The following is a 25,292-nucleotide window of genomic DNA, read 5'->3' as shown; positions in this document are numbered from 1 at the left end:
AAAGAACCGGGGCTGTTGCCCCGGTTCTTTTATGGATAAATCTTTTAGAGGGTGCCTTTCACAGCTTCACGTTCGACTGCCATGTCATAAATATAAGCATATTTGGACTGGTCGGCCGCAGGGTTGTTAATTTCAAAACGTTTGACCCGAATAATCTGGCGTTCATTTGGGGAATGCTGAAAACCTTCAATCTGGTCATAGAATAAAGTCCAGTCTTTATCGACCTGAGTTTTCAGGCCATTCTGATCATATTTCACTTGTTTTACTTGTAAGCAGCTTTGTTGGGCCACGCCGGTACATTGTTTAGTATCAGGGGAAATTTCCAGAAAAATTGTTTCAGCCTGACCTTGATATTTGGTTTCCGCAGTCATTTTCCCGATAAATTCATAGGTTTGACCATTTGCGGCCATCAACGTTAGGGTTGGTTTGTTAGGATCTGTGGCATTGAGCGTAAAAGAAATGTCACGTTTCTGTAAAAGCTGGCTGACAAAACGTTCTTGCTCCATCAATGCTGCATCACAGGCCATTTCAGTGCCTACCACTTCACTGGTGGTGATAATATTATTTTTGACTGACCAGGTCGTCCCGAGTCCATTACAGCCCGTCACCGCGCTCAGACGGCCTTGAGCATCAAAACTGAGTACGATTGGTCGTTCTAGTCCACGATTCAGTTCCCAGTAATAGGCTGGAAGAATCTGATCTGCATTTTTTAGTTGTATGGTGGCCATTGCAAGATCTCCAGCTCGTTGAATATCACTGGACTGACAGGCTGCAAAAGTTAAAGGCAATAATGCCAGCACAATAAATTTTAATTTCATGGACTTATAATGAAGTATATAAAGTTCAAACAATAATAATGGATAGATTGCAAAAAAATATGGATACATTTCGCAGCTTTGAGTTGCAAAATGTATCCATCATTAAGATTTTAGCGCTGAAGCAAGATTAATCGAAGCGGTAAATATCCATACCGAGTGAACCCATGGTGAAACTGCTATGTACCAGACTAAAACGCTGACCTGTGCCCATCGCAAAGAAAATCGGAGCAAAATGTTCCAGCGTTGGATGATTCCGTGCCATATGCGGAATATTGGACCAGTCCAGTACAGCATCATAATCATTGTGCGTCAGTTTATGCACCACAAAATTACGGAAGCCTGAGGCCCATTCGGGTACATCAGCAGCCGATCCATCCCAAGACAGTTCACGTAAATTATGGGTAATACTGCCCGAACCAATCAGCAGGATTTGCTGTTCACGTAAAGGTGCGAGACTTTGACCAATCTGATAAATCTCATCCGCACTCATCGACATGGGTAAGGAAATTTCTACCACGGGAATGTTGGCATCTGGATACATATGTAGCAGCGGCATCCATACACCATGATCACGCGGACGAGTACTGTTGGCATGAGCAGAAAAGCCGGCATTGGCCAGCAAGCCTAAGACTTTCTCGGCCAATTCAGGATTTCCCGGTGCAGGGTAGCGTAATTGATAAAGTTCAGGCGGGAAACCACGAAAATCATGCCAAGTTTCTGGGCGAATTGCGCTACTGACTTCCAACGCATCACTTTCCCAATGCGCAGACATCACAATAATCGCTTCCGGGCGTGGCAGATTTTCACTCAAACGATGCAAGGCAGGACCCACTTGCTCAGGATTCAGCGCCAGCATAGGAGAGCCATGAGAAATAAATAAGCCGGGCAACGTTTGTAAGTTCATAAGTCAAACCACATCTGGAAGATGCCTCAATAATGCATGAAAAATAGAAATAAGAGCAGAAGAGATTATTCAACAAAACGTTGCATATAAAGAACGCTTCAGCAAAATCATTAGCCTGCTCGGTGATAAGGATGGTTGTTATTGATGCTCATGGCACGATAAAGCTGCTCGATCAGCATCACACGTACCAGAGGATGCGGCAGAGTTAACTTGGAAAGTGACCAGTGCCATGCAGCAGCTTTACGCACGGCTTCTGAGTGACCATCCGGTCCACCAATTGCAAGTGCTACATCATTGCCTTCCAGCATCCAGCCTTTCATGGTTTCAGCCAGTTTCTCGGTACTGAATTCGCGTCCGCCCACTTCTAGTGCAATCAGGGTTTCATTCTGCTTGAGCGCATTTAAAATGCTGTCGCCCTCAATATTGCGGTATTTCAGAATATCCGCTTCAGAATCATTTTTCCCGCGCTTGGCCATCGGCAGTTCAATAATCTGGGTCTGTACAAAAGGCTGAATACGTTTGAAATAATCTTCAAAACCAGTCAGCACCCACGCTGGCATTTTTTGACCAATGGTCAGGATACGGATTTTCATACAGACAGATCAATAATTGGATACCTCATTATAACGATCAAACAACATGAAGTTGAGCAGGGAAACAAATTGAAATTGAAATGAGAGATTTAGTGTTGCTTTAATGTCCTTAGTTCAAGTATCCGCTTGATAAAGGAATGGAATAATAATAAATGCGGAACAGTGTCATGATAAAAGGATGTTGTACTGTGCTGCTGTTACTGATAGGCCTCATGGGGCCTAGTCTCTGTGCAGCCAATTCGAGCAAAAATGCTCAGGTCTCTCATCTGGAATTATTTTTTAGCCAGATCATGAGTGTCGATGAATACCGAAATTATAAAAATCTAAAAGAGCTGAATCGGGTATCTGCCTGGATCAAAGGGCAGATGCAGCGCTTTGGTATTCCATGCCAGTTTCAGGTTTATGTGGTCAATAACCTGAGTTACCGAAATGTCATCTGTAGCTTGGATACTCAAGCCAAAACCAAGATGGTGATGGGGGCACATTATGATGTCTTTAGTGCCCGAAACGGTGCTGATAATAATGCCTCAGGGGTAGCGGGTTTACTGGAAACTGCAAGATTACTGGCCCTGCAAAAATCCAAGCTCAAACATGATGTCGAATTTGCTTTCTATACGCTTGAAGAGCCGCCTTTTTTCAAGACAGAACATATGGGCAGTTATATGCATGCCAAGTCTTTAAAAAAGCAGAAGCAGAAAATTGAGGGCGTGGTGATTCTGGATTCGATTGGTTATTTTGATGAACATCAGGTGCAGAGCTATCCGGTGGGATTAAAATGGATTTATCCACGACATGGCAATTTCATTGCAGCCATTGGGCATTTAGCCTCAACTGGCCTGACTGGAGATTATTGTGATGCCATGCAGCGTTTTAACCGTCTGGAATGTCAACGCTTTGTCAGCCCAAGTTTTGCTCAGGATATGAATTTCTCGGGCTATCTGAATTATGCCAAATTCAACTATTCGACCATGCTGATTACCGATACTGCGAGTTATCGTAATCCTTATTACAATACCGAATTGGATACCCTCGACAAGCTTGATCTGAACAAGATGACTCATGTGATTGATGGATTGGTTACGATGGCACTACAGCCATAATTCAGTTGTTTTATTCAATAACTCAATAAAAAACCCTGCCGAAGCAGGGTTTTTTATACGAAACATCAAGTCTTAATGACGCGCTGCTTTCGCTTCTTCTTTGGTTTTCACAATTGGTGCTTTAACCAAGGCTTTTGGCAAAGAGGTCAGTGCCAGCGGTAAAATCTCATCAATCGATTTTACGGCTTTAATCTCTAGACCTTCTTTGACATTCTCTGGAATTTCTGCCAGGTCACGTACGTTTTCCTGTGGAATGAACACCAGTTTGATGCCACCACGATGGGCTGCAAGCAGTTTTTCTTTCAAACCACCGATACGCAGTGCACGGCCGCCCAGACTGGTTTCACCTGTCATCGCGATATCCGGACGAATCGGGATACCCGTGAAAGCAGATACTAATGCTGTAGTCAAAGCCAATCCTGCCGATGGACCATCTTTCGGTGTTGCGCCTTCAGGTAAATGCACATGCACATCGGTTTCTTCAAAGCGCGAGGCTTCGATGCCGAGTTCATCCGCACGGGTACGCACTACAGTCATCGCAGCGGTAATCGATTCTTTCATGACATCGCCAAGAGAACCAGTGGTAATGAACTTGCCTTTACCTGGTACTGCTGCAACTTCAATGGTCAGTAATTCGCCACCGACAGAAGTCCAAGCCAGACCATTTACACGGCCGATTTGCGCTTCTTCTTCCGCCATACCGTAGTCAAATTTATGTGGACCCAAGTAATCTGGAAGATTTCCTGCTGTCACTTCAACCTGAAGATTTTTAGCTTTCTTGCTAACTGCTTCTTTCACCACCTTACGTGCAATTTTTGAAACTTCACGTTCAAGGTTACGTACACCGGCTTCACGGGTATAACGGCGCACGATGTCACGAATCGCTTCTTCATGCACGGTCAATTCTTTGGCACGTAGACCATTGTTCTTGATGGCTTTAGGAACAAGGTAGCGGTCCGCAATATTGACTTTCTCTTCTTCGGTATACCCCGGAAGACGAATCACTTCCATACGGTCTAGCAGGGCCTCAGGAATGTTCATGCTGTTTGCGGTACAGATAAACATTACTTCAGACAGGTCTAGATCCAGATCCAGATAGTGATCGCTGAACTTGTTGTTCTGTGATGGATCAAGTACCTCAAGCATTGCAGAAGCCGGATCGCCACGGTAGTCTTGCGCCATCTTGTCGATTTCATCGAGCAAGAATAACGGGTTTTTTACGCCCACTTTAGTCAATGACTGCACAATTTTACCTGGCATCGCACCGATATAGGTACGACGGTGACCGCGAATTTCCGCTTCATCACGTACGCCGCCCAGCGCCATACGCACGAACTCACGACCAGTCGCCTTGGCAATTGATTCACCGAGTGAAGTTTTCCCCACACCTGGAGGACCAACCAAGCATAGAATCGGACCACGCAATTTTTTCACACGTGACTGAACTGCCAGATATTCCACAATACGATCTTTGACATCGTCTAGACCATAGTGGTCTGCATCCAGAATTTCCTGTGCTTTGTTCAGGTTAATACTGACTTTGCTGGCTTTATTCCACGGTGTATCTAGAATGACTTCCAGATAGTTACGTACCACAGCAGCTTCACTTGAAGCAGGCTGCATCGCTTTCAGTTTACGGAATTCAGCTTCTGCTTTTTTGCGTACATGCTCAGGCAAATCTGCTTCAGCAAGACGTTTTTCAATTTCAGCGACATCATCTTCCGCGCCGCCGTTCATATCAGAAAGCTCGCGCTGAATGACTTTCATTTTTTCATTCAGGAAGTATTCGCGCTGGTTCTTTTCCATCTGACGTTTAACAGAATCATGCAGGGTTTGCTCAATCTGTTGTTCTTCAGACTGTTGCAATAGATAAGTCATCAACTCAGTCAAATGCGCTTCGAATTCGTCATGTTCCAGGAATTTCTGTTTGACATCAATATTCAATGGAACACGGGTTGCGACGAAGAACAATAACTGTAATAGATCTTCAATTTTGTTGGCTGCGGTGATCATTTCACGCGCATTACGAAGTTTCGCTTCTGCATATTGAGCGAAAAGCGCACGTAATTCCTGCAAGCGCACAGCTTGGGTGTCTGCATCGACGCTCACCGTCATTGGGCTGAGTTCATGCTCTGCTGTCAGATACTCAGTTTCGTCAATGATGGTTTTCAGCTTGGCACGGTGTAGGCCTTCGATCAGGACTTTAATACAGTTTTCATCATTTTCGTGATTCACAACTTGCACAATCTTCGCGACAGTACCGTATTGATATAAATTGTCGTGATCAATTTCTTCTGTAAGCGAATCTTTTTGCGCAACTACAAATACTAGATTGTCACTGTTACGAGCCACATCAACTGCATTGATCGATTTTTCACGACCGACAAACAGCGCAATTTGCATATGCGGATAAACCACCACATCACGCAACGCCAAAAGGGGTAGTACACTTGGAACCTGAGGCTCTAAGGTTTCTTGATTCATAATAATTTCAGACATGAGCACTCCTAATGAGTGACAACGGTGTTGCCATGCTTTTAATAGTGATGGGTAATTTTAAAAATACAAGGGCAGTTAAGATTAAATTGTATGAAAAATGACTAATTATGTGATTTTAAAGTAGTTAGCAAGGGTAAAATTGCAAAATTAACGTTTGAACTTTATAAAAACTGTCGGGGTGATTAAAGCATCAAGGGGCTGATCCCATGTTTCACGTTTTAACGGCTGTGCCAGCAGTTGAAAGTCATGCGCCAGCCCCAGACGGAATGGACGCCCAGGTGCAGAAGCCAAGGTACGATCATAAAAACCGCCGCCCATACCAATCCGTGTGCCCGAAGTATCACAGGCCAATAGTGGCATGAGCAATAAATCCAGTTTGGAAACATGTACACCACGGGTGCTCATGGGCTCTCGCATACCCAGCCGATGATGGGCAAAGCGCTTGTTATGGTATTGGTGCTGGCTGATTCGAATCCAGACCAGCTGCTGATTCATGTCGCAAATCGCTGGGAGATACACCTGTTTGCCCAGTTTAAAGCAGCGTTCAATAATTGCCTGGGTCTGAATCTCCCCAAAAGCATGCAAATACAGGCCAATACGTTGGGCATGAATAAATTCTGGACTGCGGATCAGACGGTTCAAGACTTTTTGTGCGGACTGCCTTTGCTCAAATTTAGAGAGATGACGACGCGTTTTACGAAGGTATCTTCTTAATTCCTGAATGGTCATAGGTCAAAAAGCATAGGCAACAAAATTGTGCTCTAGTCTAAGTGGGAATTCTGGAAAAGTAAAAAATAATTATGAGCTGTAATTTTATATGATTCCATATCTGTTTATTTAAATTCGGCTAATTTTGCCACCAGTCTCAAAGCTCAAAAGCTCAAAAGCTAGAAAGCAGTTGCATTACTGGTTTTTAAATTGTCATGAGAAAGGATATTCAATCTGGTTGATTCACGATTTTCCAAGCAACCCATCGTTCAGTGACAAACTCTGGAAACGCATCAATTTAAGCACTTTGAAACAGCTTTCGATCAATAAAAATACAATTCTAAAGTAGGTTTATTCTGTTTTTTGGTGAAAGATAGACAAGGGATCATATGACTATTCTCGACCGATATATGAGACACATTGTACTTAGGCAGAGCGCGTAAGACCTAAATCAATGGAGATTGAACATGATGAATATTGCGAAGAACACCATCTGCCTCTGGTACGATGACGATGCCGAAGGTGCAGCACGATTTTATGCAGAAACCTTTCCAGACTCCTCAATTGGCGCGATCAACTTTGCACCCGGAGATTATCCCTCCGGAAAAGAAGGCGATGTTATCACCGTTGAATTTACGGTGATGGGCGTTGCCTGCATTGGACTGAATGGTGGCCCTGACTTTCAACACAATGAAGCATTTTCATTTCAGGTGGCGACTGAAGACCAGGAAGAAACAGACCGTTACTGGAATGCCATTATTGGCAATGGTGGTCAGGAAAGTGAGTGTGGATGGTGTAAAGACAAGTGGGGCATTTCCTGGCAGATTACGCCAGTGGTCCTCATCAACGCCTGTAACAGTCCTGACCGCGCTGCGGCCAAGCGCGCATTTAATGCGATGATGACCATGAAGAAAATTGACATCACCGTGATCGAAGCAGCATTTCGTGGTTAAGCGCCAAAGATATTGTCTTTCATTGCAGTCGATATTGCTGTGTAGCGCAATTTCACTGCAATAGTTAAATCTTCTCCTTTCTTTTGATCAACTCAAATTATCCCTCAACTCTATAAGGATACGTTACAAAAATTACAGATTAATCCAACTTGATCTGAACCTAAATCCAATTTCTTCATGATGGTTCAAGCCAGGCCGCTCGGATGCCAGTAATATTGATCTCTAGGCCAAGAAAGCGACTACTAGAAATATTGGGGTCCAGACGGGTCACATGTCATGTGGTCTGGGACACTTTATCAGTACTTAATATAATGCTTGTGAAATAGTGAATTATCACCAAGACCAATGTGTCTGGGTTAAACCTTTCAATGAAGGCATTTACTGCACTGAATTGAAAACAGGCTGAACCAAAAACAACCATCCAATGAAATTCTCCCTAATTTATACATCTTAAATTTTATTAAGACATTGAAAATAAAATAAAAATTAAACTGGCATAAGTTCTGCATAACTGTATTCAAACTTGGATACAAGATTGGATACAGAATGCTTCATCAGAAAATGATCGGCTGGACAGTCCCAGCATGCCGCGATGCCGATCAGCAAAAAATGCTTCCACTGAATAACTTGGCTCAATTCATTGCCCGACTTGAGGGGAATGAACCTGCCTGGATTTCGGTTAGGACTGCTGCATATCTTATTCAAACAAAAATTGATGTATTCAAAAAACTGTATTTCGGACTGTATGTATCAGAGGCTGCCAGAGATCAGTGACGGCGGTAGGCTTATATGCAGCAGCTTAATCAAAAAAAATAGATCAATTCGGCAGATTCAGAAAATAGATAAAATAACAGAGGATTCATATGTTTAAGACTGTATTGATTGCAAACCGCGGCGAAATTGCTGTTCGCGCCATTCGCACATTAAAAAAAATGGGTGTAACCAGTGTCGCCGTTTATTCAGAAACAGATCGTTATGCACAGCATGTGATTGATGCAGATATTGCAGTGTCCTTAGAAGGGACCAAACCTGGCGATACCTATTTGAGTATCGAAAAATTGATTGCTGCAGCCAAAAATACCGGAGCCGAAGCAATTTTCCCGGGTTATGGGTTTCTGTCAGAAAGTGCTGACTTTGCCCGTGCCTGCGAAGCAAATAATATTGCTTTCATGGGGCCAACACCGGAGCAGATTCTGGAATTCGGCTTAAAACACAGGGCGCGTGAACTTGCCGCAGCTGTCAATGTACCCATGACTCCCGGTACAGGTCTGCTAAATAGTCTGGATGAAGCCTTAACTGAAGCTGAAAAAATTGGCTATCCGGTTATGCTTAAAAGCACAGCAGGCGGTGGCGGAATTGGCTTGACCCGTTGTGATAATGCAGAAGCACTTCAGGAGGCCTATGAAAGTGTAAAACGTCTGGGCGAACAGTTCTTTAAAGATGCCGGAGTATTTTTAGAGTGCTTTATCGATCGGGCCCGTCATGTCGAAGTTCAGATTTTCGGAGATGGACAGGGACAGGTAGTGGCTTTGGGCGAACGCGACTGTTCACTGCAGCGCCGTAATCAGAAGGTTGTGGAAGAAACACCAGCGGCACAGTTACCTGAAGCAACCCGTCAAAAATTGTATCAGGCGGCAGTTGAACTGGGCAAATCGGTGGAATATCGCAGTGCCGGTACGGTTGAGTTTATTTACGATGCAGCACGTGACGAGTTTTATTTCCTTGAAGTGAATACCCGTTTGCAGGTGGAGCATCCGGTGACTGAAATGGTGACCGGTTTAGACCTGATTGAATGCATGTTGAAAGTTGCAGCAGGTGATACTCTGGATTGGAAGCATCTAAGCAGTATTCAGCCTCAAGGTGCAGCGATTGAAGTACGCATCTATGCCGAAGATCCAGTTAAGAATTTCCAGCCGAGTCCAGGGATTTTGACCGATGTCTTTTTTCCGGAAAATGTCCGGGTTGATACCTGGGTGAGTACCGGAACTGAAATTTCCCAATACTTTGACCCGATGATTGCCAAGATTATTGTGCATGCTGAAGATCGTGATACTGCCATTCATATGCTTAAATCAGCTTTAGCTGAAACTCGCCTGAATGGTATTAGTACCAATCTGGATTATGTGCATACTGTTATTTCAGATCCACGTTTTGAACAGATGCAGATCTGGACACGCATGCTGGATGATTTCAAATATGTGCCGAATGTGATTGAGGTGATTCAGCCGGGTACACAAAGTTCGATTCAGGATTATCCGGGTCGTGTCGGGTATTGGGATATTGGTGTACCGCCTTCAGGCCCAATGGATGATTATGCCTTCCGGCTGGCCAATAAAATTGTTGGGAATGTCGAGGCCGCCGCCGGGTTTGAATTTACCCTGCAAGGTCCAATCCTCAAATTTCATGCAGAAAATATCATTGCTTTAACTGGCGCACCTTGTCCGGTAAGTCTGGATGATGAAGCAGTAAATTTCTGGCAGCCTATTCAGGTAAAAGCAGGCCAAACCCTAAAAATTGGACAGGTTGAATCTGGATGCCGGACCTACCTGGCTGTACGAAATGGTCTGAATGTGCCGGAATATCTGGGTAGCCGTTCTACCTTTGCTTTAGGTAATTTTGGTGGACATGCAGGCCGAGTGTTACGGGCTGGTGACATGATTAAGATGGTGAATCCTGAGCTGCCGGCCGATGGTCTACCTTTAGCGATTGCAGAACCTGAAGTTTTGGCAACAGATCTGATTCCAAGTTATGGCAAGGAATGGAAAATTGGTGTGCTCTATGGTCCGCATGGCGCTCCTGATTTCTTTAAAGCTGAATATATTGAGGAGTTTTTTGCATCAAGCTGGAAAGTGCATTTTAACTCGAACCGATTGGGTATCCGTTTAACCGGACCGACGCCAAGCTGGGCGCGTGAAAATGGCGGTGAAGCGGGTCTGCATCCATCCAATGTACATGACTGTGAATATGCCATTGGTGCGATTAACTTTACCGGTGATTTCCCCGTAATTCTTGCCAAAGATGGTCCGAGCCTGGGTGGCTTTGTCTGTCCGGTGACCATTGCCAAAGCTGAACTCTGGAAAATTGGTCAACTGAAAGCCGATGACACGATTAGCTTCTATCCAATTTCGGTAGAACAGGCCAATGCGCTGGAGCGGCAGCAAATTCAAACCCTCCAAAACTTTGCCAAGGCAGAGATGCCCTACGAGGCTGAAGTCGTGGCAGTTCAAGCAGAAAGTATTCTTGCATTGCGTGAAGCTACACCAGATGCACCAAAAGCTGTATATCGTCAGGCAGGTGACAGTTATATCTTGCTGGAATACGGTGATAACGTACTGGATTTGGCTCTGCGCCTACGCGTACACCGATTGGTGCAACTGATCCGTGAAGCTGATCTTGACGGTATCCTGGAATTATCACCTGGTGTGCGATCCTTGCAGATTAAATATGATGGTCTGCAGTGTAGCCAGCAGCAACTGATTCACTTCCTGCTTGGTCTTGAAGAACAGATGGGCGATTTACGTGACATTAAAATTCCTTCAAGAATTATCCATTTGCCTATGGCCTTTGAGGACTCAGCGACTCTAGGTGCGGTGGAACGTTATCAGGAAAGCGTTTGTGCCAAAGCGCCATGGTTACCGAATAATGTAGATTTTATTCAGCGGATTAATGGCTTAAGTCACCGCCAACAGGTCAAGGACATTATTTTTGATGCCAATTATCTAGTTTTGGGGCTAGGAGATGTGTATCTGACTGCACCTTGTGCAGTGCCCATTGATCCGCGCCACCGTTTACTGAGTTCCAAATATAATCCCGCGCGTACTTTTACCGCTGAAGGTACAGTCGGGATTGGTGGCATGTATATGTGTATTTATGGCATGGACTCACCGGGTGGCTATCAGTTAATTGGCCGTACCGTGCCGATCTGGAACAAGTTTAAAAAGAACAAGCAGTTTGGCGATCAGCAATGGTTCTTACGCTTTTTTGACCAGATTAAATATTATGAGGTCACTGAGGCCGAACTGGATCAGTTCCGTGCTGATTTCGCCCATGGTCTGGCAGAAATTAAAATTGAGGAATGCGAGTTTGACTTTGCGGCATATCAGGATTTTCTTGCTGCAGAACAGGACAGTATTGCTGCTTTTAAAGCACAGCAGCAAGCTGCTTTTAGTGCCGAGGTAGAGCGCTGGAAAGACGAGTTTGATGCACCTGTAGAAATAGAAGTGCTGCAGGATGATACCGATTACAGCCAGTATGTCCCTCTCAACGCCTCTATGACCGGCAATATCTGGAAGATTTTTGTAGAAGCGGGGCAGATTGTGAAAAAAGGTGACACGGTGGCCATCATTGAAGCCATGAAAATGGAACTGCCGGTCTATGCTGACGATGATGGTATTGTTAAAGCGATTATCTGCCGTTCAGGTCAGACCGTGCATAGCGGTGAGCCACTGGTCTATATGGAGTAATGGATTCCACTTATGACACTTGTCCGCAATCCAGCCACTAAAGCGACAGGAAAAAGCTCAGACAATCTGTCTGAGCTGGTTTTCCAGAAAATTAAAAATGATATTTTTGACTTTAAGTTGATGCCGGGAGAACGGTTTACCGAATCAGAAATTGCTGAAAGCTATGCCGTCAGCCGTACACCCATTCGGCAAGCCTTATATCGTCTGCAGCAGGAAGGTTATGTCGAGGTGCAGTTTAGAAGTGGCTGGCAGGTCCGGCCGCTGAATTTTAAAGCCTATGAAGAGTTATATGATCTGCGAATCTTGCTTGAGTGTTATGCAGTCGAACAACTGTGTCAGATGCCCAAAGACCAGTTGCAGGTTACTCTGGCTGTTTTGATTCAAACCTGGTGTATTCAACCAGAACAGTATGTCTATGACCTCAGAAAGTTATCCGCACAAGATGAAGCATTTCATTGTCATTTGGTATTTGCAGCCGGCAATACAGAAATAGCGAAAATTCACAGTGAGATCAGCGAGAAAATTCGCATCATACGCCGTCTGGATTTTTCCAAGGATTATCGGGTTACCGCGACTTATGCTGAACATCAACAGATTTTAAAGGCACTGCTTGCCCAAGATGCAGCGTTCTGTCTCTCTATATTGGATGCCCATATTCGGCACAGCCGTAATGAGGTGAAAAAAATTACACTGGAAATGTTGTCCTCTAGTCCTGCGTAAGTTAATCAGGATAAATTTATTTTTATAGCAAGAAAAATATCAGACCTAACTCAAAATTGATAACCAATTCATAACCAGAAAAAACAAGAACCCGCTAGTGGCATCTCAAATTGTTTTTTAAAGTAAGTTAAGGATGATAATAACAAGAGATAAAAATGCTTCATCAGCCTATTCAACTTTTACTTACGGGTGCCAGCTGTGCACTTCTCCTAACCATGACTGGATGTACCATGCCTTCCAAGTCACCTATGAATGACAGTTATGGTTCCCAGCCAAATTTGCCCAAACCAAAATCAAGCTTGCTGCCTACGGTCAATATTGCGCCTGCTAAAGGTTGGCCTGAAGGTAAAATGCCGACACCCGCGACAGGTTTAAAAGTTCAGGCATTTGCCAAAGGGTTGCAGCATCCGCGCTGGCTATATGTATTGCCGAATGGTGATGTACTGGTGGCCGAAACGGATGCGCCGCCTAAGCCCGATGACAGTAAAGGGATCAAAGGAAAAATTATGAAATGGGTGATGCAGCGTACCGGCTCATCGCATCCCAGTGCCAACCGCATCAGTCTGCTTCGCGATAGCAATGGAGATGGGGTAGCTGAACAAAAAACCGTATTTTTACAGAATCTCAATTCTCCATTTGGCATGGCGCTAGTTGGTAATATGTTGTATGTAGCGAATACTGATGCCTTAATGCGCTTTCCTTATCAGAATGGTGCGACTCAAATTACAGCAACTGGTACCAAGGTACTGGACTTACCGGCAGGTCGTTTAAACCATCACTGGACCAAAAATGTCATTGCCAATCCTGCCGGCAGCAAACTCTATATCACGGTGGGTTCTAACAGCAATGTCGCTGAAAATGGCCTGGATCAAGAGCAAGGCCGGGCACTGATCATGGAATTTGACATCACCAGTGCTCAAGCGCGACCTTTTGCTACCGGACTGCGTAATCCGAATGGCATGGATTGGCAACCCCAGAGCGGTACACTTTGGACAGTGGTGAATGAACGTGATGAGCTCGGCAATGATCTGGTTCCTGATTACCTGACCTCTGTCAAAGAAGGCGCTTTTTATGGCTGGCCCTATAGCTATTATGGCCAACATGTAGATACCCGGGTCAAACCGCAAAATCCTGCCTTAGTTGCGCGAGCAATTCCACCGGATTATGCATTGGGCAATCATACTGCATCATTGGGCTTGGCTTTCTATAGGGCGGATCTGATGCCTCAATATCGAAATGGGGCGCTGATTGGCCAGCATGGTTCATGGAACCGCAAACCGCATAGTGGCTATAAAGTGATTTTTGTTCCCTTTCAAAATGGACAACCGATGGACCCACCTCAAGATGTCTTGACTGGATTTTTAAGCGATCAGGGCGATGCATATGGGCGACCGGTCGGTGTGGCGGTAGATTCTTCAGGTGCCATTTTGGTTGCTGATGATGTCGGTGATGTGATTTGGCGAGTATCACCCTTGAGTACAAGACCAAAAAAATAAATCTATAAATATAAATAGGCTAAGTGCCTTATTTGGATATAAGCCTGTTGCATAGCAAAAATTAAGCGAAAACTTTTTTTATTAAAACGTCAACACTCTGGCTGAAAAGATACAAGAGCTGAGTGGATGTAAAGTAACTTTTAAGCTTCATTTAAGCTGGCTGAATTAGGCTTTCAGGATATTTTTACGCGTGATTACAGCATGTACAGAGATTCTGCTGATCCTATTAAAAATATCTAAATCTAAGTGCCAGTTTTAAGTGCCAATAAAAACTGGATATAAAAGTTAGAACGTTGCAAAAAAGAGGGTTTTAAGAATGAAATCAATTGTTGCATTTATTTTCCCTTGGTCATTATTTATGACCCTTCATCGACCAGCCGAAGCGACAGTATGCTTAATGCTTCAGATTTCGATTTTAGGCTGGATTCCTGCTGCAATCTGGGCGATGCATACTTTATATCGAGATAAAATAGCCTAAAAATAGGAAAATAAGTTACTGAAAGATTGTTTGATTTTGACGGAAGTAATTAAAGCTCTATATTTTTTATAGCTAAAGATTTTTTTCGCATTCCAGATGATGAATACATCGATAATATGAATCTAGAGGAATGTTCGAGAGAAATACTGCACAATTCAAATAAGAGGAAATTCAGGAAAAATTATCATTATATTTTGAAAAAGAAATTGAAGTACTCCGAAGATGCCGCTGCATGTGTCGTTACCCTGAACCCGATGAGTTCAAGGAGGATGCGACGTATACTTGCTGGGTTTCCCATACGAAGATGGGCATACACTCTAAATATACAGAACACACCCATAAGTGTTAGTATCGGCAGGGGAATAGACCCGCTGGCGAACACCTCAGAGTTAAGTTAATTATAAACAATAATCCCGGTGTGGCAACTCTATGCTGTTCATGAAATGTAAACAGTTCGGTCGAATGTCCGAAGTTTAAACAGAATTCGAGATTATTCAGTCAGTTCTTCAACTTCTTCTAAAATAGTTTGTAACAAACGTTCGCAATGTGCATATTGTTGCAGGGATCTGTTCATATTCAAGACCTCCTGCATCAGCTCAAGTGCCACCATAATAATCAGCTTGCTAGGTTCCATGCGTGGCGCTTTACGGCGAAATTCATCATATTTGTCATTTAATAACTGTGCTGCACGTTCTAATTCTTCCTGCTTGTCAGGGGTAGAAGCCAGACGGAAACTATGCCCCAATACTCTGAGATCAATTGCAATTTGTTCACTCATGATGAGGCTTCCTCAGTCGCTTCAGTCGGATGGGCCAGTTGTTGAATTTCCTGTGCGTGATGATCCTGCGCAGTGCCAAGAATGGCCAGACGTTGAATAATCGCTTCAACCTTGGCTTTGGCATTTTCATTTTTCTGGGTTAAACGTTCAGATTCCTGAGTCAGACGCTGAATTTCCTGCTGGGCATGACGCTGTTCAATGATCATCTTTTCCTTAACTACGCGCAGTTCATTCCGTTCAGCCAGAATTTCCTGAAAACGGTTTTTCAGATCGGTACAGCTTTTTTCCAGACGGCCATAACGGTCTGCCAGTGCAGTTGCATCATTATTGAGCAGTTGAAATTGGGCACGAGAATCCGTCAATTGTTCTGTCAGATTTTCATTTTCTTGTTGTTTTTGCGCAATCACGCTGTTTTTTTGTTCAATTTGCTGTTGATGTTGCATCATTGAAGAGTCTTGCTCTTCGCGCAAACTGGAATTTTCACTTTCAAGCCGTGCAAGTCGCGTTTTTAACACGCCGATCTGCACTTGTAGATGCTGTAATTCTTCTAACATATCGAGGTCGCACAGTGTTGCAAACAAAGGTAATATATAAGCAGTATAAAGATTGGATAAACGAATGCAAGACGATATTTCAGGTTGGACCGAATGGTACCGCAATTTTTCTTCAATTGAGGAAATTTCTAGCCCTAGCGAACTACATGGTTTGCTCACGGGCATTGTTTGTGTCACCCAGGCGCCAAGCAGTGAAGAGTGGTTACAGATTTTAGAAACACTGGATGTACCTGAACTGGATGCCGAAGCATTAGAGTTATTAACGGGCGAAGCTGAAGATGTGTTCCATGCATTGTCTGAAGATGAGCTGGATTATTTACCTTTGCTGCCTGATGATGAGCATGTGCTTTCAGAACGCGTACAGGCTCTGGCGGACTGGTGTGCCGGCGTGGTCTTAGGTTTTGGACTGGCTTCAGGACATATCCGTCAGGATGAAGTTGAACTGATTGAACATTTACAAGATGTAGCCGCAGTTGAATTTGAAGACTCGGACGATGATGCCGAAGGTGAAGAAAGCTATCAGGAATTGTACGAATTTGTGCGCCTGATTCCTGTCAGCCTGTCTTTAGGGCGTAAAAAGGTCGAAGTTGAAGAAACACCACTCTTACAGCAATTTAGTCAAAAAAATCAGCCTAAAGCCGCTGCTACAGAAGCGCAAAGTGTGGTCGAGATTTTCTCGCCTAAACGTCCAAGCTGATGAAATGCTGAGGTGAACCATCACCTGCTTGAAATCAGGCATATATTTTGCTGTTTACAGTGAAATCTATAGTCTGATTTCAAGACTATATTCTAAATACAAGTATTGATTGATAAGAAGTAAGGTGTAATGAAGAAATTGACACAGGCAGTTTTTGAGGAACGTCGCGCAATCCTCGCAGGGGAAATTGGTTTACGCAGTATCGCTATTATCGCGACCAGTCCGGTAGCCATGCGTAACCGTGATGCAGATTATAAATATCGCGCCGACAGTAGTTTCTTCTATTTAACCGGATTCGCGGAACCTGAAGCTGTGGCTGTGATTGAAACCTTTGACACTGAAGAAGAAGGCTATAGCTACAGTTTGTTCTGTCGTGAACGCAACCGTGAAATGGAAATCTGGAATGGCTACCGTGCGGGTATTGATGGAGCTATTCAGGATTATGATGCAGATGAAGCCTATGCGATTGATCTGCTAGATGAAGAAATCTTAGAAAAGTTACAAAATAAAGATCAGTTATTTTATCGCATTGGACAGCATGCAGAGTTTGATGCGCGTGTCGCCAAATGGATTGCAACTGCAAGTGGTGAAAGCCGTCGTGGTACTTCTGCACCAGCGCAAGTAATTCAGCTGGATCGTATTGTCGATGAAATGCGTCTGCATAAAGATGCAAATGAAATTGAATTGATGCAGATTGCTTCCGATATTTCTGCTGATGCACATACGCAAGCGATGCTAGCAGTACGCCCGGGCATGATGGAATATGCACTGGAAGCTGAGCTGAATTATATCTTTGGCAAAAATGGCGGTGTTCCGGCCTACAACAGTATTGTCGGTGGCGGTGAGAATGCCTGCATCCTGCATTATGTAGAAAATGACAAAGAACTGAAAGATGGCGATTTGGTCCTGATTGATGCTGCGGCTGAATATCAGCTTTATGCTTCAGACATTACCCGTACCTTTCCAGTGAATGGTAAATTTAGCCCGGAACAGAAAGCTTTATATAATGTAGTGCTGGATGCTCAAATTGCTGCAATTAATGCTGTGCAAATTGGTAACTCGTATAAAGAACCACATAATGTTGCAGTGCGTATTTTGGTGCAGGGTTTGCTCGATCTTGGCTTGATGCAGGGGAATATTGACGACATTATAGAAAAAGAAGCTTTCCGCCAGTTCTACATGCATGGTACCGGACACTGGCTCGGTATGGATGTGCATGATGTCGGTGCTTATAAGGTGGACGGTGAATGGCGCTCGTATGAAGAGGGTATGGTCGTGACCGTTGAGCCGGGTCTTTATATCGCGCCTGATGATGAAACAGTAGATGCTAAATGGCGTGGAATTGGCATTAGGATTGAAGATGATGTGGTGGCCACTGCAAATGGCCCGCTAGTTTTAACCGCGAAAGTCGTCAAAACGGTAGAGGAGATTGAGGCATTAATGGCGAAAGCGTGCGCTGCTTAATTTGAGAAAAAATACAGCAAGCCGGTCGCAAGATTGGCTTTTTTTATGACATTTCTATGCCGTTTCAAACAAGAATTCCTAGCTATATCGCATCGAGCAAAAAGTGATTTAGCTTATGTTTATATCGAACAAGTCAAATAAAACTCACCTAAGTAAAATTTACAGCTTAAAAATTGACAGGAAGTCAACACAGAAGATCCGTTTTTAGCATCAAAGCTACATATTAAATGCGCTGAGATTCTCATACTTTCTCTGATCCTTAAATAAACTTAAATAAGAGTAGGAGAACACTTATGAGATTAAATACGATTGATTGGATTGCTTATGCTTTAACAATCATTGGTGGCATCAATTGGGGCTTAATTGGTGCATTCGATTTTAATTTGGTCGCTGCGATCTTTGGTGATATGAGCGCCTTATCTCGAATTATTTATGTCTTGGTTGGTTTGTCGGCACTGTATCTGATTTATACAGGAACGAAGCTTGGCAAAACAGTACACCATACAGATCATCATACCAATATTGTGCGTTAAGCTAATCCTTCTGCGCGAGTTTCTTGCAAGATAGGATTCATGTCTTCGAGTAGCTTGTCGAGAGGATAAAATAGTGTGGAAGATAAAGAAACCTCGGTAGATTTCCGGGGTTTTTTATATAGGATACAGGTGTTTATACGTTATTAATAAAATCATCCTCAGATCTATAACAATGCCTGGCTAAAGATTAATGATCACTATCATACAAATAAGATTAGGTTATACATGGTTGGATAAATTTTTTCTAAAAAATATCTGTTAGCGAAAAGATCGAGTTATATTTATATAACTCTCTCAAAATAAGAAATAATATTGATTATAAAATGGGCCTCCTGCTACTGAAAGTGAATCTCAGCTCATTTATAAATGGCTTGATTCACAATTTTATTATTCAGCATTTACCAGCATCAGTATGTATTCAAAACTGTGCGAAGCGAGTAGATCGAGTTATACCAGTTTGACTAAGTTTGCGATCGAATCGTGTAAGTGCTAAATGAAATTACAACATTCCGTTTTTTAAGGCCGAGTTGACAAAAGTGAGTATGAATATTTTAGTTGCTAAATTAAAGACAACTCGGTTGGAGTTAAGAGCATATAAAGTCGGAGATGAAATCTCATTATTCCAAGAATATTGTGGCGACATTGAAGCATCAAAATATTTACAACGGCAGGTGCATACAACAGTCAGTCAAACTCAACAAATGTTGCAGAAATGGTCGTTAAGCTATTGGCAGCATCCGAGTGAAGGATTTTCATGGGTGATTGCTGAGCGCAAAAGTCATCTGCCAATCGGATTACTAACGATCATTCAACAGCAAAATAGCAGCCTTGAAGTTCATTTCGGACTTGGTCCTCGATTTCAGGGTCAGGGCTATATGCTTGAGGCGATGAAAGCGGTGATTTAGTATTTTAGACAATATCTTACATTTAAATCACTGGATACTTTCTGTGATGCAGAACATATACAGGCACACCAAGTGCTGTTAAAGACAGGGTTTGAAGTCGTTGAACGGATCAATGCCTATACTGTATTGCCGAAGTTGGGTACTGAAAAGCGTGATGTCTTGGTTTTTCAATATAGGCTGGATCATCATGAAGAAAACTAAATAAAACGAATCATTATAAAAATTTAAAGCCTTGAGGTAAGATAAAACCAGTATACGTTTTATGTAATTCGCCATAGATGCGAATAAACAAATAAGGAAGTAAGCATGCAACAAGAAGTCATCATTGTCGGTGGTGGTATGGTCGGCTTAAGCCTCGCATTAATGTTGGCGAAAACCAATATTGCAGTCAAACTTTTGGAAGCCATCAAATACCCAAATTATGATGATGAAAATCTTGCGCCATATCATTCCAGTTTTGATGCACGTAACAGTGCCTTGTCACGTCGTAGCGTACAAATCTATCAGGAGCTTGGACTTTGGAATGCCTTGCAAGAACATGCTACCCCAATTCTGGAAGTGAATATTACCGAACAGGGCAGTTTTGGTAAGGCCCGACTGAAAGCCGAGCAGGAAAAAGTTGAAAGCTTTGGTCAGGTCATTGAAAATGCCTGGCTTGGTCGTGTACTGCTCACCCAAGTCAAAAAAGAGCCATTGATTGAACTGATTGATGGTGTGCAGGTGACATCCCTTACCCAAGATACAGACTTTGCTTATATCCAAGCGCAGCGTGGCGAATCTGAACTGAAATTACAGTCAAAACTGGTTATTGCCGCCGATGGCCGTGATTCTTTCTGTCGTAAGGCTTTGGGTATTGGTGCGTCAGAACACGATTATGATCAGGTTGCAATTGTAACCACAGTGCAAACGTCTAAGCCACATGGTCATGTGGGCTTTGAGCGTTTCAGTCATTTAGGGCCTTTGGCACTGTTGCCATTGCCGGGCGAATATCGCCGTTCCGTGGTCTGGCCAGTGAAAAAAGGTACTGAAGGAGAATGGCTGGGAGATGAAAATGACCAGCATTTTCTGGATGCCTTGCAGGACACGTATGGCGATCGTGCCGGAAAATTCCAGAAAACCGGAAAACGGTTCAGTTTTCCCTTATCTCAAGTGTTAGCTGAAAAACAGGCTGTTGGTCGTGTAGTGCTCATGGGTAATGCAGCACATACGATTCATCCAGTCGCCGGGCAGGGTTTTAACTTGTGTATGCGTGATGCGCATGTATTGGTGCGTTACCTGAAAGAGCAACAGGCACAAGGCACAGACTTGGGCGATGCTGCAATATTGCTAGACTATGAGAAATCCCGTCTCAGTGACCAGCAACGTGTGATCAAGTTCTGTGATTCAGTGGTGCGCGGTTTCAGTAACCAGAATCCGTTTTTAAAATTGATGCGTAATACAGGTTTAGTCGCATTTGATACGATTCCAGGCATCAAGCCACTCGTTGCAAATTATGCCATGGGGTTAAAAGCATGAGCTTAAATCAAACTAACGAAATATTAGACGTCGTCATTATTGGCGGTGGGCTGGTGGGTGGACTTACAGCGCTTCTGTTAGCCCAAGGTGGCGTGCAGCCTACAGTTCTGGATGCAGCGCCAATTCTGGATACAGATAAAACCTTAAGGGTGGCTAATCCGCGTGTCCTGGCTCTAAGTCAGGCAACCATTCACCTATTAAAAACGGTGGGTGTCTGGGAAAATTTAGCACGTCAGCAGCCTTATACCGGTATGCAGGTCTGGAATAAGAATGGCTATGGCGAAATCAATTTTGGCCAGCCTTCAGAAAAAATGCCCTCGGTAGAACAGGCTTTAGGTTCGATGGTGGAGCCCAGCATTCTGAATCTGGCCATTCAGCAAAAGATGCTTGCGGAGGTGCAGGATTATCGTACCCAAGTTAAAGTCAGTCGCGTCGAACGTGGAGTCGGTGTGTGGATCATTCATCTGGCCGATGGGAGTCAGCTGAAAACCAAAATGGTCATTGGCGCAGATGGCGCAAACTCCTTTGTCCGTGAGCAAGCGTTTATCGATATTGATGTACTGGACTATAAACAGGCGGGCATCAGTTGTGCCATTAAAACTGCACAACCTCATCAGCATATGGCACGTCAGATTTTTCTCGAAACCGGCCCTCTGGCTTTTTTACCCATGGCCAGCCTTAGTCCGGAAGAGCAGGGACATTGGCAATCGATTGTTTGGACTTTGCCAGAGGATTATGCTGAAGAATATGCAGCGTTGTCAGATGCTGAGTTTACCCAGCTATTAACCCGTGAAAGCCAGCATATGCTGGGTGAAGTATTGCAGGCGACACCACGTGCCACTTTCCCTTTAAAAGCCCGCGCCGCCCAGCAATACGTTCAAGATGGTTTAGCACTGATTGGAGATGCCGCACATGTCATTCATCCACTAGCAGGTCAAGGGGTGAATATTGGCTGTCTGGATGCTGCGGTACTTTGTGATGTATTGTTACATGACCAAGCGCGTGGCGTATGGGCACATGAGCAGACCTTGAAGCGTTATGAACATCAGCGTAAAGGCCAGAACGATGCCATGATGCACAGCATGTCTGCGATTGGCTGGATGGAAACCACATTATTCTTCACGATGGTTTGGGCACGTAATTTCGGCCTGAAACAGGTAGAAAATCAGCCCATGTTGAAAGATGCATTTATGGCGCAGGCCAATGGTCTGAGTTTACTTAAAGACACACGCTACACAGCTTAGGACAGAAATGTAAATTTTTTAAACAAACACCAATAAAGAGTAACGATTTTGTTTAAAAAAGATACGATTTTTTGATGTTTGGTACTAGGCGAAGCCCAAAGAGATTGCTAAATTTCACTTAATTCGACACCTGGCTTGGAATACCAAGCAAGCGCCATTTTTGGGGAGATGCAAATGACAGACATGAATGATTATGATGACGACGTTGAAGATTCAATCGTTGACGATGATGAAGCAAAAGCAGCTGAAAAAGGCGCAGCAGATAGCACAGAGGTCGTGAATGATACCGATCTTGCAGAAGCTGAAACCTTAACCGTCACTGCAAAGTTAAAGAAACGTCAGGCACTTGAAGACGAAATTGCGGCTTTCCTTGCCAATGGTGGTCGTATTGTTGAAGTCCCGGCAGATGAATCAGTAGCCAAAGAATAAGTTATTGATTAACTTGCCTCTTATAAAAAACACCACATCAATTGTGGTGTTTTTTTTGTAAACCAAAATGAGATAGAAATATCTAGAGCAATTAGTCGTTTGCTGAAGTCAGTTCTAAAGCACGTTGATAAGCGATTTTCTTTTTGATACCTGTTAAATCTGCAGCCAGTTGTGAAGCAGCTTTGACCGAAAGGTCCTGTAATAGGCGATTCAATAATTTATCCAGCTTTTCCTGATCCAGATCTTTTTCTTCGGTGGCACCGCCAATCACCAAAACAATTTCGCCTTTTTCCTGATTGTGATCATTGACAATGAATTCGACCAGCTCACCCAAGGTCATTTTCTTGATAGTTTCAAAAGTCTTGGTAATTTCACGCGCAAAACCGACCGGGCGATCTGCACCGAATACGCTGGCCATATCTTTAACGCAATCTAGAATCCGGTGCGGTGCTTCATAGAAAATCAGGGTCTGGGTTTCATCTTTCAGTTTTTCCAGATTCTGCAGGCGCTGACTTTGTCTGGATGGCAGAAAACCCTCAAAACTGAAACGGTCACTTGGCAACCCAACTGCACTTAAGGCGGCAATCGCAGCACAAGCACCCGGTACAGGAATTACGCGAATATTATTCGCTTGTGCAGCACGGACAAATTTAAAACCAGGATCGCTGATCAGGGGAGTACCAGCATCACTGATCAGGGCCATATCTTCGCCATTGAGCAGGCGCTGGATCAGCTGATCAAGCTTGTTGCTTTCATTATGTTCATGGCAAGCGGTCAGAGGTGTTTGAATATTAAAGTGTTTAAGCAACTGTGCTGAAGTTCGTGTATCCTCAGCAGCAATAAGACTCACCGACCTCAACACCTGAATTGCACGATAACTAATATCATCTAAGTGCCCGATTGGAGTCGCAACAACAAATAACTGAGCACTCATAGGTTTCTCCATGTGGAATAAATTGAATAATAAAAAATGGAAGATTAAAAATAAAATATTGGGCTTGTGTTTAGTCAGCTACATCGGCAGCGTACAAGCAGAAGTGCTGATCATTCTACCCGAATCCGGGCCTTTGGCGCGAGCTGCATCGAGTATCAAACAGGGTTTTCTCAGCGCCTATGCTACTTCCGGGCAGAAAGTTCCATTAAAATGGGTCAATTCCAATCAGAAAAATATCTCCCAGCTACTGAAACAGCATGTCAATAAAAAGACCAAAATGGTGGTGGGTCCATTGGCACGTAGCGATGTGGAACAACTACTCAAGAGCAAACCTAAAGTACGTACCCTCAGCCTGAATGATGTAGCAGGGTCATTACCCCAAGTCTGGCAATTCAGCCTGTCCAAAAAAGAAGATGCTGCTGCCTTAAAAACCTTATTGCACAAAGATGGAATTCAACAGCTGCTGATTTTACGCCAGCCGGGCAGTGAAGCTGAGCATGAACTGTTGCTGATGTCATTGTTCAGTCAGAGTGATCTGAAATTTAAGATCGTGAACAAGGCACCCATTTTTTTAATGCCGAAGCAGGGGCTGTTATTCCTCGGCAATGCTGAAGGGCTGGCTACTATACCGGAATTAAGCCGTAAACGGATGTATACCGTAGCCAATGCGATCAGCGAGCAGCACAAGCTGCCACAAGGGATCAAGTTCTGTGATGTTCCGGTACTTTATCTGGCTGACTGGCCGGATGTTCTACAGGCCTATGCCAAAGAGCCGGTGGATATGTCCTATCAGCGCCTGATTGCCTTCGGTGGCGATGCCTGGCAGATCACCCAGAAGTACCTGTCACAACCGCGTTCACAGAATATTGAATTTCAGGGCAGAACTGGCTGGATACAGATCACTGAGTACGGCATTCAGCGCAGTCCACAATGTTTTCAATATAGCGGCACAGGTGTCAAGCTACTGTGAGAACGGATGAATGATACCACAACAATTAGGTGCATGGGCGGAGCAGCGAGCGGCTCAGGTGATGCAGCAACAGGGCTTTCAGCTGCTGGCAAGCAATTATCACAGTCGTTATGGCGAGCTGGATCTGATTCTGGTGCGAGAGCTGGAGTTGGTCTTTGTTGAGGTCAAAGCCCGTGCATTAACACGATATGCCCAAGCGATTGAATCAGTTTCCAGAGCGAAACAGGCCAAGATGCTCAAGACCGCGATGTGTTTTATTCAAAAAAATCCACAATTTGCACACTATTACTATCGTTTTGACGTGATTTGTTTTGATTTTAAACAGCAATTTGCAAAAACCATACAGCATGACTTTTCGCAATACCCTTATGATCTGGAGTGGATTGAAAATGCTTTTACTTTTGATCAAGAGTTTATTAACCTTTGAACAGAATAAGGTCTAAAGATGATTATATTTGCGTCTAGATCATTGTAAAGTTCAAGCAGAATTGACATGATCTGAGCATGAAACAGATGATTAGATTGAAAAAGACGTAA

The 25,292-nt window shown here is 43.8% G+C and carries 25 protein-coding genes and 1 other RNA gene; 17 read left to right on the top strand and 9 right to left on the bottom strand.

What is annotated here, in order from left to right:
• Nucleotides 1-44: 44 nt before the first annotated feature.
• From PV763_RS00635 to rlmH, 3 genes are all read right to left on the bottom strand, one after another.
• Nucleotides 45-818: a DUF4377 domain-containing protein gene (locus PV763_RS00635; RefSeq protein ID WP_420937201.1), complete on the bottom strand. Its 774-nt coding sequence runs from the start codon at nucleotides 816-818 to the stop codon at nucleotides 45-47.
• 127 nt (nucleotides 819-945) lie between these two features.
• The gene (locus PV763_RS00630) at nucleotides 946-1,722 is read right to left on the bottom strand and encodes a DODA-type extradiol aromatic ring-opening family dioxygenase (protein WP_004646334.1); all 777 of its coding nucleotides are present in this window, start codon (nucleotides 1,720-1,722) and stop codon (nucleotides 946-948) included.
• Nucleotides 1,723-1,832: 110 nt separating this feature from the next.
• Nucleotides 1,833-2,315 carry a 23S rRNA (pseudouridine(1915)-N(3))-methyltransferase RlmH gene (gene rlmH / locus PV763_RS00625; protein WP_004646335.1) on the bottom strand — a complete coding sequence of 161 codons (483 nt, stop codon included), beginning with the start codon at nucleotides 2,313-2,315 and terminating at the stop codon, nucleotides 1,833-1,835.
• 167 nt (nucleotides 2,316-2,482) lie between these two features.
• Between rlmH and PV763_RS00620 the strand changes: the two genes are divergently transcribed.
• Entirely contained in the window at nucleotides 2,483-3,415 is a 933-nt protein-coding gene (locus tag PV763_RS00620) for a M28 family peptidase (protein WP_086043997.1), read from the top strand.
• Nucleotides 3,416-3,487: 72 nt separating this feature from the next.
• On the opposite strand, the gene lon is transcribed toward PV763_RS00620, so the two are convergent.
• Nucleotides 3,488-5,914 carry an endopeptidase La gene (lon, locus tag PV763_RS00615; protein WP_420937200.1) on the bottom strand — a complete coding sequence of 809 codons (2,427 nt, stop codon included), beginning with the start codon at nucleotides 5,912-5,914 and terminating at the stop codon, nucleotides 3,488-3,490.
• Nucleotides 5,915-6,061: 147 nt separating this feature from the next.
• Complete coding sequence (locus PV763_RS00610; protein WP_253174577.1) at nucleotides 6,062-6,643, bottom strand: 5-formyltetrahydrofolate cyclo-ligase; 582 nt, start codon at nucleotides 6,641-6,643, stop codon at nucleotides 6,062-6,064.
• A 449-nt stretch (nucleotides 6,644-7,092) separates the two neighbouring features.
• Here PV763_RS00610 and PV763_RS00605 point away from each other — a divergent pair, with 449 nt between their 5' ends.
• The 6 genes from PV763_RS00605 (at nucleotide 7,093) to PV763_RS00580 (ending at nucleotide 14,732) form a co-directional block, all read left to right on the top strand.
• Nucleotides 7,093-7,575, top strand: a complete 483-nt coding sequence (locus tag PV763_RS00605; RefSeq protein WP_420937234.1) for a VOC family protein — start codon at nucleotides 7,093-7,095, stop codon at nucleotides 7,573-7,575.
• A 546-nt stretch (nucleotides 7,576-8,121) separates the two neighbouring features.
• Complete coding sequence (locus PV763_RS00600; protein WP_129716794.1) at nucleotides 8,122-8,349, top strand: hypothetical protein; 228 nt, start codon at nucleotides 8,122-8,124, stop codon at nucleotides 8,347-8,349.
• Nucleotides 8,350-8,438: 89 nt separating this feature from the next.
• Nucleotides 8,439-12,038, top strand: coding sequence for an urea carboxylase (uca, locus tag PV763_RS00595; RefSeq protein ID WP_420937199.1), 3,600 nt, complete (start codon nucleotides 8,439-8,441; stop codon nucleotides 12,036-12,038).
• Nucleotides 12,039-12,050: 12 nt separating this feature from the next.
• Nucleotides 12,051-12,758, top strand: coding sequence for a GntR family transcriptional regulator (locus PV763_RS00590; RefSeq protein ID WP_420937198.1), 708 nt, complete (start codon nucleotides 12,051-12,053; stop codon nucleotides 12,756-12,758).
• A gap of 215 nt (nucleotides 12,759-12,973) precedes the next feature.
• Nucleotides 12,974-14,254 carry a PQQ-dependent sugar dehydrogenase gene (locus tag PV763_RS00585; RefSeq protein ID WP_420937233.1) on the top strand — a complete coding sequence of 427 codons (1,281 nt, stop codon included), beginning with the start codon at nucleotides 12,974-12,976 and terminating at the stop codon, nucleotides 14,252-14,254.
• A gap of 316 nt (nucleotides 14,255-14,570) precedes the next feature.
• Nucleotides 14,571-14,732 (top strand): YqaE/Pmp3 family membrane protein, encoded by a 162-nt coding sequence (locus tag PV763_RS00580; protein WP_005267030.1) that lies wholly within the window; start codon nucleotides 14,571-14,573, stop codon nucleotides 14,730-14,732.
• Between the two features lie 209 nt (nucleotides 14,733-14,941).
• On the opposite strand, the gene ssrS is transcribed toward PV763_RS00580, so the two are convergent.
• The 3 genes from ssrS to PV763_RS00565 form a co-directional block, all read right to left on the bottom strand.
• A non-coding RNA gene (gene ssrS, locus PV763_RS00575) (6S RNA) lies at nucleotides 14,942-15,125 on the bottom strand.
• A gap of 97 nt (nucleotides 15,126-15,222) precedes the next feature.
• Complete coding sequence (locus PV763_RS00570; protein ID WP_004279505.1) at nucleotides 15,223-15,510, bottom strand: cell division protein ZapA; 288 nt, start codon at nucleotides 15,508-15,510, stop codon at nucleotides 15,223-15,225.
• Entirely contained in the window at nucleotides 15,507-16,064 is a 558-nt protein-coding gene (locus tag PV763_RS00565) for a hypothetical protein (protein ID WP_420937197.1), read from the bottom strand. Before PV763_RS00565 ends, PV763_RS00570 begins: the two co-directional genes overlap by 4 nt.
• Before the next feature lie 64 nt (nucleotides 16,065-16,128).
• Here PV763_RS00565 and PV763_RS00560 point away from each other — a divergent pair, with 64 nt between their 5' ends.
• The 8 genes from PV763_RS00560 (at nucleotide 16,129) to PV763_RS00525 (ending at nucleotide 22,851) form a co-directional block, all read left to right on the top strand.
• Complete coding sequence (locus PV763_RS00560) at nucleotides 16,129-16,761, top strand: UPF0149 family protein (RefSeq protein WP_420937196.1); 633 nt, start codon at nucleotides 16,129-16,131, stop codon at nucleotides 16,759-16,761.
• A gap of 129 nt (nucleotides 16,762-16,890) precedes the next feature.
• A complete protein-coding gene (pepP, locus tag PV763_RS00555) occupies nucleotides 16,891-18,225 on the top strand; it encodes a Xaa-Pro aminopeptidase (RefSeq protein WP_005107469.1) in 1,335 nt (444 codons plus the stop codon).
• A 293-nt stretch (nucleotides 18,226-18,518) separates the two neighbouring features.
• Nucleotides 18,519-18,758: a DUF378 domain-containing protein gene (locus PV763_RS00550; RefSeq protein WP_005107468.1), complete on the top strand. Its 240-nt coding sequence runs from the start codon at nucleotides 18,519-18,521 to the stop codon at nucleotides 18,756-18,758.
• 542 nt (nucleotides 18,759-19,300) lie between these two features.
• Entirely contained in the window at nucleotides 19,301-19,663 is a 363-nt protein-coding gene (locus PV763_RS00545) for a GNAT family N-acetyltransferase (protein WP_420937195.1), read from the top strand.
• Nucleotides 19,664-19,735: 72 nt separating this feature from the next.
• Nucleotides 19,736-19,864: a hypothetical protein gene (locus PV763_RS00540; RefSeq protein WP_420937194.1), complete on the top strand. Its 129-nt coding sequence runs from the start codon at nucleotides 19,736-19,738 to the stop codon at nucleotides 19,862-19,864.
• A gap of 105 nt (nucleotides 19,865-19,969) precedes the next feature.
• Nucleotides 19,970-21,178, top strand: a complete 1,209-nt coding sequence (ubiH, locus tag PV763_RS00535; protein WP_420937193.1) for a 2-octaprenyl-6-methoxyphenyl hydroxylase — start codon at nucleotides 19,970-19,972, stop codon at nucleotides 21,176-21,178.
• Nucleotides 21,175-22,422: an FAD-dependent monooxygenase gene (locus PV763_RS00530; protein ID WP_420937192.1), complete on the top strand. Its 1,248-nt coding sequence runs from the start codon at nucleotides 21,175-21,177 to the stop codon at nucleotides 22,420-22,422. The genes ubiH and PV763_RS00530 overlap by 4 nt, the downstream gene beginning before the upstream one ends.
• 174 nt (nucleotides 22,423-22,596) lie before the next feature.
• Nucleotides 22,597-22,851 carry a hypothetical protein gene (locus PV763_RS00525; protein WP_005246889.1) on the top strand — a complete coding sequence of 85 codons (255 nt, stop codon included), beginning with the start codon at nucleotides 22,597-22,599 and terminating at the stop codon, nucleotides 22,849-22,851.
• A gap of 91 nt (nucleotides 22,852-22,942) precedes the next feature.
• Here the strand turns inward: PV763_RS00525 and rsmI are convergent, their stop codons facing one another.
• Complete coding sequence (rsmI, locus tag PV763_RS00520) at nucleotides 22,943-23,785, bottom strand: 16S rRNA (cytidine(1402)-2'-O)-methyltransferase (protein ID WP_420937191.1); 843 nt, start codon at nucleotides 23,783-23,785, stop codon at nucleotides 22,943-22,945.
• 10 nt (nucleotides 23,786-23,795) lie between these two features.
• On the opposite strand from rsmI, the gene PV763_RS00515 reads away from it, so the two are divergent.
• Nucleotides 23,796-24,755, top strand: coding sequence for a penicillin-binding protein activator (locus PV763_RS00515; protein ID WP_420937190.1), 960 nt, complete (start codon nucleotides 23,796-23,798; stop codon nucleotides 24,753-24,755).
• A gap of 10 nt (nucleotides 24,756-24,765) precedes the next feature.
• On the top strand, nucleotides 24,766-25,182 hold the full coding sequence (locus PV763_RS00510; protein ID WP_420937189.1) for a YraN family protein: 417 nt from the start codon (nucleotides 24,766-24,768) through the stop codon (nucleotides 25,180-25,182).
• Nucleotides 25,183-25,292 lie beyond the last annotated feature (110 nt).

Source organism: Acinetobacter sp. AS5 (assembly GCF_048957595.1).
Lineage (GTDB): Bacteria > Pseudomonadota > Gammaproteobacteria > Pseudomonadales > Moraxellaceae > Acinetobacter.
Note: the sequence above shows the minus strand (reverse complement) of the source record. Positions and strands in the feature narration are given on the sequence as shown.